This is a genomic window from Rhodopseudomonas faecalis, from assembly GCF_003217325.1.
GTDB classification, from domain to species: Bacteria; Pseudomonadota; Alphaproteobacteria; order Rhizobiales; family Xanthobacteraceae; genus Rhodopseudomonas; species Rhodopseudomonas faecalis.
This window is the reverse complement of sequence record NZ_QJTI01000005.1, coordinates 81,722-96,375: the sequence shown is the minus strand read 5'-3', so window position 1 is coordinate 96,375 and position 14,654 is coordinate 81,722. Positions and strand designations below refer to the sequence as shown.

The window sequence follows — 14,654 nt, the reverse complement described above, 5'->3', positions numbered from 1 at the left end:
CGCCAAGCGCGCCATCAGACCGGGTCATCACGGAAACAGCCTTGCAGCGGTTGGCTAAGGCCGGGAGCGCGCTGCACCTTGCTCTCGGCTCACTTTTGGGATATCCCTTTTTCATGGTGAAGTCAATTCGGGATATCCAAAAAAAGGGGCGTGGCCGTCCGTCAACCGGAGGCCGCAAGGCTGGAATTCTGGTCCGTCTGCCCGACGAACAGCTCGCCGAGATCGATCGTTGGATCGAGCGGCAGGACGACCCGCCGACACGGCCGGAAGCCATTCGCCAATTGACCGCGCTCGGCTTGAAGTCGAAGCGCTGATCTCGACACCAGGCCCGGCGCCTTGAGGGCGCCGGCCGATCTTGGTGGTGGTCATGCCGCAACTCCGCGGACGCAGCGCGACGCCGCCCTGATTGCGCTGGGGTACAGGTGGCCGCGCATCAATTCACTGCGTAGGTACTCAAACCGCCTCCCGCCTATAGCCGCCGCCACCTCAACGCCGCGATCCGGGTCTCCATCGCCTAGCTCGTCTATCAGGCGCATCTCCGCCAACTGCGGATGCGCAACGGCGGGAAGCGGTTCTTCGGCTGGCGGAAGGTCCGCAGGGGCCGGCCCGGCAACAGCGCTCGCCGTGATCGGCTCGCTGTCCGGCTGCGGTGGTATGGTCTGTTCCTCTATCGATAGTCCCAGCTTTGAAGGTGTAATATCTACGGTGTAATTACTAAGGTGTTTGTCTGCCACGGGTGGCAAATCTTGTTCTGCCACGGGTGGCAAATCTTGTTCTGCCACGGGTGGCAGTTCTTCCGATTTTAGATATGCCACGGGTGGCAGTTCTTGACGGAGAGACTTGCGCTTCTCCCGTCTCTCGTCCCGCTCTTCCTTGAGCAGCATCTGCCGATCTATGACCATGTTCATCGGTCCGTCACTGGTGGTGTAGACGTTGGCTGTCCTGGTGCGACGCCAATCAATCCAACCGGCATCCCGAAGCTCGTTTCGGGCTCTGGCAATCCACCTATTAGCAATCCCGGTCTTGTCGCGGATCGTGTCGTCGCAGAGGATCGCCAAGCCAGTTTCGCGGTTGATGTGCTGCGCGATGCAAAACCCCACCTGAAACGCCCTCGGGCCGATACGCGGGTCGGCGCATAGCGCCGACATCCAATCCAGCTTCTGGCCGGTGAACGCCTTCAACCGCTCGCGATCACTGTCCGCGGCGTCCGTCATGCAGGCGCCCCTTGGTGATGCAGCTCAGCGAGGGCGCCCCATGCCGCGCGAACGTTGTTGTAAAGCCCAAGGCTTCGACCATCCGGCGTGATAGCTTCGCAGCGTTCTGACTTGTGCTTGAGCCAGCCCAACAGTGTGCGGCCGGAATAAGCGGCGACGGCTGCGCTCAGATCGACGTCGCGCCGCGGCGTGGTGTTGGTGGCGGTGCTCATGATCAGGCGGCCTTCTCGATTGCCGCCTCGATCGTCGCGTCGAAGGACGCGACATCGACGAACGACACGCCGCCGACCGTGACGATCTTGATCCGGCCAGACTTATTCCAGCGCCAGGCCGTGGCCGCAGAAATGCCGAGTTCCTCACGCCACGCCTTGAGCCGCTTGAGCTTGCGCGGCGCCGTGTTCTGATCCGTGTTCGTGGTATTCATCAATTCTGACCTCCGATGCCGTCGCGGTCCGCGTCATGCAGCCGCTGCTACACGCAAAGAATTGCGCTTGCAGGCAAAGAAAGTCATTTGAGAACAGGGTGAGGGACTACCCCTGTTTGAGCGAATTATTTGATGGGTCTCACACCCAATAGGCGCTCCAGCGCTTCGGCTCTCGCCGGATCAACGTCCAGCATCTTGGGTTGCTCCCCGCGCTCCAAACAATCGACCGCGTCGCGCACGTAGTGAGCAAACGCTAGGTTTTTGTCGGGTATGTGCAGGTCGATGAGGCTCGCGACAGCGAAATCCCAAAACATCCCGCGAAGTGATGCCGTGTTTACGCTTGCAGGTTTCTTGCTTGGCAGCACGCCGACATAGTCTCGCCAGAACATGACGAGGAGCCCGATTAGAGCTTTCTGATACGGGTTGCCGAGATTTTGCTGTTTGGGTCGCGGCTTTGACGATCGCGCCGCGGCGGTGAGCGACTTTTCCATACGTGCGACGACCTGCGCCATTGCAAGCAGATCGAACAGATCGCGACCTTTGCGATGGCTATCATGGTCAAAGATATCTAAGACCATCAACAACCGCTCGCGAAGATCAGGAGCGGAAAAGGCCGCTGCAAGCGGTGTGACTACTGCCAGCGCGTCCTCTGTGCGCCCTCGAATGTCCGCACGATTGAAGTCGTTCACGCGATCCATCGCCCCTGCATTTGCCGCGTCGACGGCACTGCGAAGCGCCGCTGAAATGGAAGCCGGCTCCCGGCCCATTTGCTCGGCGAGACGGCAGGCGACTTGATCAACGGCAGCCTCACCAAAGGGAAGCCGTCTGTACATCCTGATCGTGCCACCCGGATGCGCAACGACATCCTTCGCCCTGCCCTTGGTGCTGTTTGGGGTGGGCTTTCTCTGCGCTGGCGGTTTGCCCGAGACATTGATCAATCGGGCCTTGCGTTCTGGGATTGCCGGTTTCTTCGCCACCACCGTTACCCCTCGGCACGATGCAGCGGCACCACGGAGCCGCGCGTTTTGACTTGAGACGTGTCCCGATTGTTCATCGCCGCCGTCCGATCGGGACCACGACGGCGGTCGACGCCCCCTCTCCCATCGCAGCGGCGAGTGTCGACGCGATGGTGTTCGATGCTCGCCGCAGTGGGTCGGCATCCAAATGCGCGTATTTCTCCGTTGTGGTGACGCTGCGGTGACCAAGCAGCTTGCCGACAATCGGCAGGCCTAGCCCTGCGCCGGCGCCGGCCGATGCGTGGGTGTGTCTCAAATCGTGAAGCCGCACGTCTGCGAGCCCGGCATGATGCCGGATCAAGTCCCATGGCTTTTTCAGATCGGCGCGCGGCTTCTCTAAATCATCGCCGGGCACAACGCATGATCCCAGCCGTGGAATTCCCTTGAGCACTTCGAGGGCCGGCGCGTTGAGCACCACCGCCTTCTTGCCGGTCTTCGAATCCGGTAGCAGCAGCAAGCCGCGCTCGAAATCGACCTCTGACCACCTAAGGTTCAGGATCTCGCGTAACCGACATCCTGTGAACAACAGCAGTCGGAACGCTGCGACCACGTGCGGTGGCAATACGGTTCGCCTGTTCTCCGCCTTCCGGCTGTGCTTTGACGCCGCTTTGCCATCGTCTTCCGGCCACGTCAGCCCTTCCGTCTCGGCTGTGCGCAGCACGGCGCCGAGGCGGGATAACTCGTCGGTCGATAGATAGCGCTCCTTGCCCTGCTCCCTGAACCGCTCGACGCCGCGCGCCGGGTTGACGCCTTCCGGCACCAACCCCGACTTCGCCGCCCATGTGTAGACGCCGGACAACGTGACCAGCACGCGATTGGCCGTCGCTTGACGATCGGCGCCGAGGTCGCGGTGCAGGGTCGCCATTTCGGCTCGGGAGATCGCGTGCGCCTTCTTCGCGCCCAGCACCGGGCCGGCAAGGTTCTTGAGGTAATGCCGGTAGAGCGCGGCCGTCGAAGCCTTCTTTTTCGGCTCCACGTGTTCGGCGAGAAAACGGTCGATCACGGCGTCGAGCGTTGGGGCTTCACGTTTTGCCTGCCGCGCGCCCTGTGGGTCGGCACCGTCGGCAACGTTCCCGCGGTGACGATCGGCGCGCTTCCGCGCCTCCGCCAGTCCTACGGTCGGGTAGTCGCCAAGAGCGATACGCCGGCGCGGTCCGCCATCTGCCGGACGGTACCGAAAAGACCATGTGGCCTTGCCGCTCGGCATCAGGCGGAAGCAAAGACCACGCGATAGCGTGTCCCAAATCTCAAGGATGCCCGTCTCTGGCGGCCGTTCCGCCTTGAGGCCGGCTGACGTGAGTTCGCGGCGCGGCATGTCATGCCCTCCAACCCGCGACCTTCAGTCCAGAGCGGACTACGAAAATCGTTGGGTCCAATTTGGGTCACCCAATTGCGCGACGCGCTGGACCCAATTGAGACTAAGAGAGGCTATTTGTATCTGTAACGCAAGGACAATTTGGGTATTTTGAGACTAGATGAAATAGGATGAAAAGCACATTCTTCAGTCTGGGAGACTAGGGGTCGGAGGTTCGAATCCTCTCGCTCCGACCATTTTTCCAAGCACATGTCTTATCGATCGCAGCTGTCGTGTGAGGCCGCGGCACCTCGCCGCCCCTCAAAACTCGCGGCTGCGCAGCAGATAGGCCGGGATCGTCAGCCCGGCGCCGATTGCGCCGACGGTCGCGACCACCCGCAAGCCGGCCTGCAGCGACGAAATCACCGTGGTCACGGATTGTTCGGCCGACAGCGACGACACCGACATAAAACCGAGCAGCGCCTGGCCGAAAAACGCGCCCGGCACCATCGGGATGCAGCCGGCCAGCGCGATGCCATGACAGGCCACGCCGAGCCAGCGCCGGCACAGAATCGCGGCGCAGGAGGTGATGGCGGCGGCAGCAAAGGTGGCGGCCTCCAGGCTCGCGCCCTGGCTCTGGCCAAACGTCCGCACCGCCAGCGCCAAGGCGCCTGCGACCGCGCACCAAACCAGCGCCCGCCAGCCAAAATTGAACAGCACGCCGAACCCGGCGGCGGCGATGGCGCCAAATACCGCCTGGTGGCCGAGATGCGGCAGCATCGCAAGAATAGCGTCGGTCACATCTGCACCTTCAACAGGAATTCGGCGATCCACAGCCCGGTCACCGCAAACACCATGATCATCACCACCCAGATGGCGCGGGCGCTGCCCATGGTCGGATAGCCATCCATGATGTCGGTCTGGGCATTGGTGGACGGCACGCCCGGCACCAGCAGCAGGATCGAGGCCATCATCGCCAGTTCCATGGTGTGGCTGCCGGCCAGCCGGGCGCCGAGCCCGCCCAGCGTCGCCGACACGCAGCCGATGATGGCGGCGACCACGAACACGTTGACGCGGCGCTTGATCAGAATATGGCGCAGCCCCTGCCCGACCGAAGCCGCGGCCAGCACCGGAATGAACGCCAGCCAGTCGGCGCCGAGCAGCCGGCCGAACGCCGCGCAGGCGGCGCCGGTGGCGATCGCCACCAGCCACGGCGGATGGCGCGGCGTATCGCGCTTGAGGCGCTCGAGTTCGGTCTCGATTTCTTCGGGCGCCATCGTTCCGGCCGAGGCGCGCAGCGCCAGCTCGCGCACCGCGAAATCCAGCCGGTGATTGACGCCATGCGGCCCGATCTGGGTCATGCGGGTGATGGCATCGCGGCCATAGGCCACGGTGATCTCGAACGAGGTGTAGCCGGAGCGCATGCCCAGCACCTCGACGCCAAAGCCGTTGGCGATCATGCGCGCGCCCTCATGGGCGACCCGCAACGACGCGCCATTTTGCGACAGCGTCGCTCCGATCTGCAGCGCGGCATGAGCAACGCGCTCCAACGTGTGGCGGCGAATATGCGGCGGCTGCGCCGGCTGAGCTGGCGCGGCCTGCTGAGAAGCGCTGTGAACGGTGGCGATCTGCGAAGGGTCGGTCGGAGCGTTCATGATCACTCGTTGGGAGGCCGACATCCGCGCTGTGCCGACACTGCTCCTAGTTCTCGGAATTTCTATTCTTATCTTTGACTTCTGGGGGATTATTGAGAAGATGCTCGAATGTCGCAGGCTCAGGACCCGCGCTTTGCAGGGCATGATCGAGAATGCGCCGGCATTCGACAAGTTCGCGCAGCACCTTGTCGATCTGGGCGTGGTCGCGCTCGCGCTGTTCTTCCAAAGCGGCAGACCGCTCGACGGCGCCCGGCTGCGGTGGCGCCGCCGGCCGGATCAGCACCGGCTCACGGCGCACCGCCAGCGGTTCCGGCTCCACAAACGGCTCCTGGTCGGGCTCAGGCTCCTGCTCGTCGATCTCGTCGTCCGGCTCATCAGCCTCGATCAGCAATTCGGCATCATCATGATGCTCGAACACAGGCTCATCAGCGGCCGATTGCCGCGTGGCCGTGGCCGCACGCGGCTGCAGCGTGGCGCTCTCGCTGGCCAGCGCCTGCACGGCTTTGACGCCCTGCTCTTTCAGAATGCGCTGCACGCCGCGGATGGTGTAGCCCTCGCCGTACAAAAGCCGGCGGATGCCGCGCAAAAGATCGATGTCGTCGGGACGATAATAGCGGCGACCGCCGCTGCGCTTCATCGGCTTGATTTGCGCGAAGCGGGTCTCCCAGAACCGCAGCACATGCTGCGGAATGTCGAGGTCGTCGGCGACCTCGCTGATGGTGCGGAAGGCATCCGGCGCTTTGTCCAAACGCATGCTCCCCCGGCTTGGGCGATCACTCGGCCTTTATTTCGTCCGGCGTCGCTTTGGCGTGGCTGTTAAGCTGGCTGTTGATGCGCTGTTTGAGGATCGCGGACGGCTTGAACACCATCACGCGCCGCGGCGAAATCGGCACCTCGGTTCCGGTCTTCGGGTTGCGGCCGATCCGCTGGCCCTTCTGCCGCACCATGAACGAGCCGAACGACGACAGTTTCACCGTCTCGCCCTTCTCCAGGCAGTCGGTGATCTCTTTCAGAACCAGCTCGACAAATGCCGAGGATTCCGTGCGTGACAGCCCCACCTTCTGATAGACGGCTTCGCACAGATCGACGCGCGTTACAGTTTTTCCAGTTCCGGTCATCGCCTGCCCCAAATCAAGGCGAACAAAATTCTACGATCGAAATTAGGAGGTTACCGGCCTGCGGTCAACCTTCGATCGCCATGAAAGCATGGAAGTACAAGGCAATACGCCAAGACCTTTAAGCAGCGCGATTACCAGCGCACCAAGGCCGCCCCCCAGGTGAAACCGCCGCCCATCGCTTCGAGCAGTACCAGATCGCCGCGCTTGATGCGGCCATCGGCGACCGCGGTGCACAAGGCCAGCGGGATCGACGCCGCGGAGGTGTTGCCGTGGCGATCGACGGTCAAGACCACCTTCTCCGGCGCCAGATGCAGCTTTTGCGCGGACGCATCGATGATGCGCTTATTGGCCTGGTGCGGCACGAACCAGTTGATGTCGTTGGCGCTGGTGCCGCTGGCCTCGAAGGCATCGACGATCACGCCGGTGATCATCGAGACCGCGTGCTTGAACACCTCGCGGCCTTCCATGCGCAGATAGCCGACGGTCTGGGTCGAGGACGGACCGCCATCGACATAGAGTTTTGACTTGTGGCGACCATCGGAGCGCAGATGGGTGGTGAGCACGCCGCGGTCGGCCGAGGTGCCCCAGTTTTCCTGGGCCTCCAGCACCACCGCGCCGGCGCCGTCGCCGAACAGCACGCAGGTCGAGCGATCGTTCCAGTCCAAAATCCGCGAAAATGTTTCGGCGCCGATCACCAGCGCCCGCTTCGCCGAACCGCAGCGCAGGAAATTGTCGGCGGTGGCGAGCGCGTACACAAAGCCCGAGCACACCGCCTGCAGATCGAACGCAAAGCCCTGGGTGATGCCGAGCGCCGCCTGCACCTGAACCGCGGTCGCCGGAAAGGTCAGATCGGGGGTCGAAGTGGCCAGCACGATCAGGTCGATGTCCTGGGCCTCGATGCCGGCATTGTCGAGCGCGGCCTGCGCGGCCTTGATCGCCAGATGCGAGGTGAACTCGCCCTCGGCGGCGATGTGGCGCTCACGAATGCCGGTGCGCTGCACAATCCATTCGTCCGAGGTGTCCACCTTGGCCGCCAGCTCGGCGTTGGTCAGAATTCGCTCCGGCAGATAGGAGCCGCAGCCGATAACAACCGAGCGTTTGACAGTCACGAAACAGCCTCTTGTGCGGTCGGTAACACACCCAGCGCGGCAGGATCGCGATGGAGCGTCTGATTGATTTTGGTCAGGAGATCGTAGCGAACCATGTCATAGCCAACATCGACGGCATAGGCAAAGCCGTCTGCGCTGGTTCCGCCATGGCTTTTGACCACCACGCCGTTCAAGCCGAGGAACACGCCGCCATTGGACTTGTTCGGGTCCATCTTGTCTTTCAGCGAGCGGAACGCCTGGCGAGCAAACAGGTAGCCGAGCTTGGAGCGCCAGGTGCGCGACATCGCCGAGCGCAGATATTCGCTGATCTGGCGCGCGGTGCCTTCGGCGGCCTTGAGCGCGATATTGCCGGCAAAGCCCTCGCTGACGATCACGTCGGCGGCCCCCTTGCCGATGCCGTCGCCCTCGACGAAGCCGATGAAATCGAACTGCGGCGAATCCATCGCCCGCAGCAGGTCGGCAGCGGCGCGAATCTCCTCGCCGCCCTTGATCTCTTCGACGCCGATATTGAGCAGGCCGACGGTCGGCCGTTCCAGGTCGAACAGCACCCGCGCCATCGCGCTGCCCATCACCGCCAACGTGCGCAGATGCTCGGCATCGCCGCCGATCGAGGCGCCCAGGTCGAGCACCACCGAATCACCGCGCAAGGTCGGCCACACCGCCGCGATCGCCGGCCGGTCGACGCCCGGCAGCGTGCGCAGACAGAATCGCGACATCGCCATCAGCGCGCCGGTGTTGCCGGCCGACACGGTGACATCGGCCTTGCCGTTTTTCACTGCTTCGATCGCCAGCCACATCGACGAGGTCTTGCGGCCGCGGCGCAGCGCCTGGCTCGGCTTGTCGTGCATGCTGACGGCGACGTCGGTGTGAATCACCTGAGAGGCGGCCTTCAGCGCCGGATGCGCCTGCAATTCCTTGTTGATCAGGGCGCTGTCGCCGAACAGCAAAAACTCAGTGTCGGGATGCCGGGTAAGCGAAATAGCCGCGCCGGGAACGACGACCGAAGCGCCGAAATCGCCGCCCATGGCGTCAAGCGCGATTCGAACCTTTTGGGACATGAACGTTCCGGAAACTAGTAAAACCTGAAGTGTCGCGGCCTTGGAGCGCCCGGCAGCGGACGGATGAAACGCGCCACAGCAGGCACGCGGCGGAGCGCAGCGCCACGCTCCCGTCGGGGCGGACAATAACGTTTCTCGGCTCCGATACAACATCCGGAGCAACCCGTTTTAGTCGAACTCCGCATGATTTACGGCGCAAATGCGTCATTTGGTGCGCAAATGCATCGCGCCGTCACTCGGCTGCGCAGCGAACTGATTTCCGCAGTGCAGCGTAGTCAGTCGTCGCGACGCTTAGGATTGCCTGCGGCCGGCGTCTGCAACGCTTTCAACGCCGCAAACGGGTGCTCGTCGGGATCCTGCGGCTCGACCGGCGGCTGAAACACCGCATCAGGCCGGCGCGGATACGGATCGATCGCCAGGAACAGCGCGTCGGCCGCGACATGGCCGAGATCGATGATGCCGCGCTCGATCGGCTCCAGCGGATCGGGCGTGTCGGCGCCCGGCAACTGATCGTCATCGACCAGATCGGCCATTTCCGGAATCTGCCCCGGCGGGGCAAACACCAGATCGATCGCCTCGTCGATGCGATTGTCGACCGGATCGAGCGTCACCACGCAGGTCTGGCCGACGACCGCCTGTAGACGGCCGGTGACTCTCACCCGGCCATCATGGATGTGCATCAGATCGAACGACGCATTGGCCTCAATCACCTCCCGCAAGCCGCCGAGCGCGGCGATGGCGGCACGCTGCTCGGCGTTGGCGGTCAGCTTTTGATGGAGGCCGTTCTCGGGGATCTGCGCCACCATGACCGGCAGGCTCCAGGGATGGCTCGAATCGGTCATGGTGTCACCAGGCTCAGTTGGCGGCGGGCACGGCCGGGAAGCTGAACCGGCCGGAGCGCAGCGCGGCGGCATCGACCCGGGCCAGCTTGGCGATCGTGTCCTGCACATAGCCCTCGAGCTGCTTGGCATTGTCCATGCCAAAACCGTTGAGCACGTTGCGGCACAGCGTCTTGGTCATGGCGCCGCGCGGATCGTCCTCGTCGGCCAGGGCGCGGTCATAGGCGGCCGAGCGGCCGTAAAACGCTTCGCCGAACTTCTGCATGCGCTTCGGTACGGCGAGATCGCCAACGCCCATCTCGCGCAGATTGGCATCGAGGTCGCTGCAGAAGTGGTCGAACAGCATCTGCACGAAAGCGGTGTTCTCCGAGTCCTCGCGGGCCCGGCGCAGCACCATCCACAGATGCAGCACAATCATCTCGAAACGGCCATTAACCGTGTCCTCGACCCCGAGTTTTTGGTAAAAAGCCGGTTCTCGCGCTTGCGTCACGATCATGCCATAGATGGTCTCGATGGTGCCGCGCGACGGCGACCTAGGGCTAGTGAATTGATCAAACGGCCAAATCATGTTGAGTTCCTGCTACTGCGGGTTCGCACCCGCAGCTGGTTCTGCCATGGTGGAGGCTGCCGGGTACGGCAACACCGTGCTCGATGCAAGCGGATCGGACAAACTCCGCGATGACTCTTTGGAATGAAGGTTTAAGGACTGGAATGGTTCGCCCATCGGTTGGTTTCTGGCGACGGTTGAAGCCCGCGATTGCAGCGGCGGCCGTCTGCGTCGCGCTGACGGCTTGTACCTCAGAACAGTTCCAAAAAGGCTACATTTTGCCCCCCGGCGCCCTCGAACAGATTCCGATCGGCGCCAGCCAGGATCAGGTGCTGATCGTGATGGGCACCCCGTCCACCGTCGCGACGCTGAACGGCGAGGTGTTTTACTACATTTCGCAGCGCGCTGAACGGCCGGTGGCGTTTATGCCGCAGAAGGTGATCGATCAGCGCGTCATCGCGATCTATTTCGACCAGAACCGGCAGGTTCGCCGGATCGCGAATTATGGGCTGCAGGACGGCAAGATCTTCGATTTCATCAGCCGGACCACACCGACCTCGGGGCAGGAGCTGAGCTACCTGACGCCGCTGTTCAAGCTGATCAGCTTCCGCTGATCGGCCTTTGCTGAGCCTCAATCTGCACCAGCCTCGCGGCGAATAGCCGCGGGGTTTTCGTCATGCGCGAATGGTGCGAACGCCGATGCGGCGCGCGGCGGTCCTTGGCAGCATCTCCGCCTGCAAAGCCGAATGAAGCTCCGCGTCGGTGCCTATCATCGAGCGGCGCGCCCCACCCTGCTCCGTGGCGTGATGCCAGCGATCGACACCAACCTATCCCGCACGTCGTGCGCCGGGCATGTCCCGGCCATCCACGTCTTGGGTCCTGCAGCGATTTCAAGACGTGGATACCCGGGACAAGCGCGGGTATGGCGGCCGTTGATACGACCCGATGGCACACAAAGAAAAACCCCGCGGCTCGCACCGCGGGGTTTCGTTTTGGTCGTTGGCTTTGCGGCTTAGTTGTGGGCCAGGATGGCCAGCAGCAGCAGCGCCACGATGTTGGTGATCTTGATCATCGGGTTCACGGCCGGACCAGCCGTGTCCTTGTAGGGATCGCCGACGGTGTCGCCGGTCACCGCAGCCTTGTGGGCGTCAGAGCCCTTGCCGCCGTGGTGGCCGTCTTCGATGTACTTCTTGGCGTTGTCCCAGGCGCCGCCACCCGAAGTCATCGAGATCGCGACGAACAGACCGGTGACGATCACGCCGAGCAGCATGGCGCCGACCGCGGAGAACGCCGCCGACTTGCCGGCCGCACCGCCACCCGCGATGAAGTAGATCGCGAAGTAGACGAAGATCGGCGACAGCACCGGCAGCAGCGACGGGATGATCATTTCCTTGATCGCCGCCTTGGTCAGCAGGTCCACGGCCTTGCCGTAGTCCGGCTTCTCCGTGCCCTTCATGATGCCGGGCTTTTCGCGGAACTGGCGACGGACCTCTTCCACGATGGCGCTGGCCGCGCGGCCGACCGCCATCATGCCCATGGCGCCGAACAGGTACGGCAGCAGACCGCCGAACAGCAGACCCACGGTGACGTAGGGGTTGCTCAGCGAGAAGTCCGGCTGGACGCCCTGGAAGTAGGTGTTTTGCGCGCTGTTGGCGATGAAGAACTTGAGGTCTTCATTGTAAGCGGCAAACAGCACCAGCGCGCCGAGACCGGCGGAGCCGATCGCGTAGCCCTTGGTGACGGCCTTGGTGGTGTTGCCGACCGCGTCGAGCGCGTCGGTCGACTTACGCACTTCCTTGGGCAGGCCGGCCATTTCGGCGATACCGCCGGCATTGTCGGTGACCGGGCCGAAGGCGTCGAGCGCAACGATCATGCCGGCCAGCGCCAGCATGGTGGTGGTGGCAATGGCGATGCCGAACAGGCCGGCAAGGCTGTAGGTCACCAGGATGCCGGCGATGATCACGATCGCGGGCAGCGCGGTCGCTTCCATCGAGATGGCGAGACCCTGGATGACGTTGGTGCCGTGGCCGGTGACGGACGCCGCGGCGATGGTCTTCACCGGGCGATAGTCGGTGCCGGTGTAGTATTCGGTGATCCAGATGATCAGGCCGGTGACGGCCAGACCGACCACGCCGCACTCGAACAGCGCCAGGCCGGTGTAGCTGACGCCCGGCAGCGGGCCGAAGCCGACCAGCCAGTAGATCGCGCCGGCAACGCCGAACAGCGACAGCACGCCGGTGGCGATCAGGCCCTTGTAGAGCGCGCCCATGATCGACTGCGAGGCACCAAGCTTCACGAAGAAGGTGCCGATGATCGAGGTCAGGATGCAGATGCCACCGATCGCCAGCGGCAGGGTCATGATGCTCTGCAGCTGGGCCTTGTCGGCCATGCCGAAGAAGATCGCGGCGAGCACCATGGTGGCGACCGCGGTCACCGCATAGGTCTCGAACAGGTCCGCGGCCATGCCGGCGCAGTCACCGACGTTGTCGCCGACGTTGTCGGCGATGGTGGCCGGGTTGCGCGGATCGTCTTCCGGAATGCCGGCTTCGACCTTGCCGACCATGTCGCCGCCGACGTCCGCACCCTTGGTGAAGATGCCGCCGCCGAGACGGGCGAAGATCGAGATCAGCGAAGCGCCGAAGCCGAGCGCCACCAGAGCGTCAATGACGGTCCGGCTGTTGGCGTCGAGGCCCGCGAAGTGGATCAGGTAGATGAAGTACAGGGTGACACCGAGCAGCGCCAGACCAGCGACCAGCAGGCCGGTGATCGCGCCCGCCTTGAACGCCAGCTCAAGGCCGCCGGCCAGCGAGGTGGTCGCCGCCTGAGCCGTGCGCACATTGGCGCGCACCGAGACGTTCATGCCGATGAAGCCGGCCGCCCCGGACAGCACCGCGCCGATCGCAAAGCCGATCGCCACCAGCACGCCGAGGAAGTAGGCCAGCAGCGCAAAGATCGCGATGCCGACGGCCGCGATCGTCATGTACTGGCGCTTCAGATAGGCCTGCGCACCTTCGCGCACGGCCGCCGCGATCTCCTGCATCCGGGCATTGCCCTGGTCGGCGCTCAGCACCGACGAGGTCGCCCAGATGGCGTAGACAATGGAAAGCGCTCCGCAGAGCACAATCACCCATAAAGCTGTCATTGATTTTGCCTCAGGTCCTTGGTCTCGCCCCGCGTCCCGAGCCGCGGAGGCGAAGGACGCACAAATAAAAGGCCGACCCGCACGGGCGGCCTCAAATCGTGGCGGACCTTGCCAAAATCGTAAACCTTCCGCAACGCTGCCAAAGGGCTAAGCCGTCACTTTTGGGAGCTGTTCGCAAACCCTTGTGCGGCGCCGCAACCGCTACGCGGACAGCGCTAGAAATGGCTGAACGAGGACCGCTTGAGCGCGATCGGACGTTGATCGGTATCGAGGAATTGCGGCGGCGCGCTGCCCGGCGCCGCGGTGCCGATCACCGCGACTGGCACGCCGGCCGCATCGGCGGCGGCCTTGAATGAGTCGATCGCGTCCGCGGCGACACCGCACAAAATCTCATAATCGTCGCCGCCCGACAGCAGCCGTGCCAGTCCCGCCTGCCCGAACGCCGCGCGCGCGGCGGCCGACAGCGGCACCGCGGCGGCATTGATGGTCGCCGAAACGCCGGACGCCGCACATAGTTTGGCAAGATCGCCGGCCAAGCCGTCGGACACGTCCATCGCGGCGCCGGCATGGTCGCGCACCGCGACAGCCAGCGCCGAGCGCGGCTGCGGCTGGCGATAGCGATCGATCAGAAACGCCTGATGGTCGGTCGTAAGTTCCGTGAGTCGGCCCTGCAGCACATCGAGCCCGAGCGCGGCATCGCCGATCGTGCCGGACACCACGATCAGATCGCCGGCGCGCAGCCGGTCGCGGCGCACCATGCGGCCGGGCGGCACCCGGCCGAACGCGGTCACCGAGATCATCAGCGGCCCGGGGGTCGAGACCGTGTCGCCGCCGAGCAGCGGGCAGCGATAGGTCTCGGCATCTTCGCCGAGCGCCGCGGCAAACGGCTCCAGAAACGCTGGATCGGCGCTGCGCAGCGCCAGCGTCAGCAAAAAGCCGGCCGGCGTCGCGCCCTTGGCAGCGAGATCGGACAGATTCACCCGCAGCGCCTTGCGGGCGATGGTGTGTGGCGGATCGTCGGGCAGAAAATGCACGCCCTCGACCACGGCGTCGGTGGTCAGCACCAGATCATCCGCCGTGGCCGCCAGCACCGCGGCGTCATCGACGAGCCCGAGCGCGCCGGCATCCGTCGCCAGCGGCTTAAAATATTTCGCGATCAGATCGTCTTCACCGGAGGGCATCGGAGCCAGAACCTCAGCGCTATTCCGCAATCTTCGCTCGATTGCACGGCGCGCTCC

Annotated in this window: 17 protein-coding genes; 2 read left to right on the top strand and 15 right to left on the bottom strand. The window is 64.0% G+C overall.

Translation table 11 applies throughout. The features are described from left to right. Positions 1-41: 41 nt before the first annotated feature. Positions 42-314 (top strand): ribbon-helix-helix domain-containing protein, encoded by a 273-nt coding sequence (locus tag BJ122_RS06170; RefSeq protein WP_110780244.1) that lies wholly within the window; start codon positions 42-44, stop codon positions 312-314. Positions 315-365: 51 nt separating this feature from the next. Here the strand turns inward: BJ122_RS06170 and BJ122_RS06165 are convergent, their stop codons facing one another. The 13 genes from BJ122_RS06165 to BJ122_RS06105 form a co-directional block, all read right to left on the bottom strand. Beyond that, a complete protein-coding gene (locus BJ122_RS06165) occupies positions 366-1,214 on the bottom strand; it encodes a hypothetical protein (protein WP_110780243.1) in 849 nt (282 codons plus the stop codon). Next, the gene (locus tag BJ122_RS06160; protein ID WP_110780242.1) at positions 1,211-1,426 is read right to left on the bottom strand and encodes a hypothetical protein; all 216 of its coding nucleotides are present in this window, start codon (positions 1,424-1,426) and stop codon (positions 1,211-1,213) included. Before BJ122_RS06160 ends, BJ122_RS06165 begins: the two co-directional genes overlap by 4 nt. Before the next feature lie 2 nt (positions 1,427-1,428). Then, the gene (locus tag BJ122_RS06155; RefSeq protein WP_110780241.1) at positions 1,429-1,638 is read right to left on the bottom strand and encodes a hypothetical protein; all 210 of its coding nucleotides are present in this window, start codon (positions 1,636-1,638) and stop codon (positions 1,429-1,431) included. A 125-nt stretch (positions 1,639-1,763) separates the two neighbouring features. Further along, the gene (locus tag BJ122_RS06150; RefSeq protein ID WP_146227158.1) at positions 1,764-2,615 is read right to left on the bottom strand and encodes a hypothetical protein; all 852 of its coding nucleotides are present in this window, start codon (positions 2,613-2,615) and stop codon (positions 1,764-1,766) included. 73 nt (positions 2,616-2,688) lie between these two features. Then, positions 2,689-3,969 (bottom strand): tyrosine-type recombinase/integrase, encoded by a 1,281-nt coding sequence (locus tag BJ122_RS06145; protein ID WP_110780239.1) that lies wholly within the window; start codon positions 3,967-3,969, stop codon positions 2,689-2,691. A gap of 300 nt (positions 3,970-4,269) precedes the next feature. Further along, positions 4,270-4,728, bottom strand: a complete 459-nt coding sequence (locus BJ122_RS06140; RefSeq protein ID WP_430694762.1) for a threonine/serine exporter family protein — start codon at positions 4,726-4,728, stop codon at positions 4,270-4,272. A 17-nt stretch (positions 4,729-4,745) separates the two neighbouring features. Then, positions 4,746-5,603 (bottom strand): threonine/serine exporter family protein, encoded by an 858-nt coding sequence (locus tag BJ122_RS06135; RefSeq protein ID WP_110780238.1) that lies wholly within the window; start codon positions 5,601-5,603, stop codon positions 4,746-4,748. A gap of 46 nt (positions 5,604-5,649) precedes the next feature. Next, the gene (locus BJ122_RS06130; protein WP_110780320.1) at positions 5,650-6,351 is read right to left on the bottom strand and encodes a MerR family transcriptional regulator; all 702 of its coding nucleotides are present in this window, start codon (positions 6,349-6,351) and stop codon (positions 5,650-5,652) included. Positions 6,352-6,376: 25 nt separating this feature from the next. After that, positions 6,377-6,721 carry an integration host factor subunit alpha gene (locus BJ122_RS06125; protein WP_110780237.1) on the bottom strand — a complete coding sequence of 115 codons (345 nt, stop codon included), beginning with the start codon at positions 6,719-6,721 and terminating at the stop codon, positions 6,377-6,379. A gap of 131 nt (positions 6,722-6,852) precedes the next feature. Then, positions 6,853-7,830: a beta-ketoacyl-ACP synthase III gene (locus BJ122_RS06120; RefSeq protein WP_027277228.1), complete on the bottom strand. Its 978-nt coding sequence runs from the start codon at positions 7,828-7,830 to the stop codon at positions 6,853-6,855. Next, positions 7,827-8,888, bottom strand: coding sequence for a phosphate acyltransferase PlsX (gene plsX / locus BJ122_RS06115; RefSeq protein WP_110780236.1), 1,062 nt, complete (start codon positions 8,886-8,888; stop codon positions 7,827-7,829). Before plsX ends, BJ122_RS06120 begins: the two co-directional genes overlap by 4 nt. A 275-nt stretch (positions 8,889-9,163) precedes the next feature. Then, positions 9,164-9,730 carry a DUF177 domain-containing protein gene (locus tag BJ122_RS06110; RefSeq protein WP_110780235.1) on the bottom strand — a complete coding sequence of 189 codons (567 nt, stop codon included), beginning with the start codon at positions 9,728-9,730 and terminating at the stop codon, positions 9,164-9,166. Between the two features lie 13 nt (positions 9,731-9,743). Next, positions 9,744-10,295 carry a ubiquinol-cytochrome C chaperone family protein gene (locus BJ122_RS06105; RefSeq protein WP_110780234.1) on the bottom strand — a complete coding sequence of 184 codons (552 nt, stop codon included), beginning with the start codon at positions 10,293-10,295 and terminating at the stop codon, positions 9,744-9,746. Positions 10,296-10,405: 110 nt separating this feature from the next. Between BJ122_RS06105 and BJ122_RS06100 the strand changes: the two genes are divergently transcribed. Next, a complete protein-coding gene (locus tag BJ122_RS06100; protein WP_245407638.1) occupies positions 10,406-10,888 on the top strand; it encodes an outer membrane protein assembly factor BamE in 483 nt (160 codons plus the stop codon). Positions 10,889-11,286: 398 nt separating this feature from the next. Here the strand turns inward: BJ122_RS06100 and BJ122_RS06095 are convergent, their stop codons facing one another. Together BJ122_RS06095 and thiL are read right to left on the bottom strand one after the other, a co-directional pair. Continuing rightward, positions 11,287-13,416, bottom strand: a complete 2,130-nt coding sequence (locus tag BJ122_RS06095; RefSeq protein WP_110780232.1) for a sodium-translocating pyrophosphatase — start codon at positions 13,414-13,416, stop codon at positions 11,287-11,289. Between the two features lie 215 nt (positions 13,417-13,631). Then, a complete protein-coding gene (thiL, locus tag BJ122_RS06090; RefSeq protein ID WP_110780231.1) occupies positions 13,632-14,597 on the bottom strand; it encodes a thiamine-phosphate kinase in 966 nt (321 codons plus the stop codon). Between the last annotated feature and the right edge of the window lie 57 nt (positions 14,598-14,654).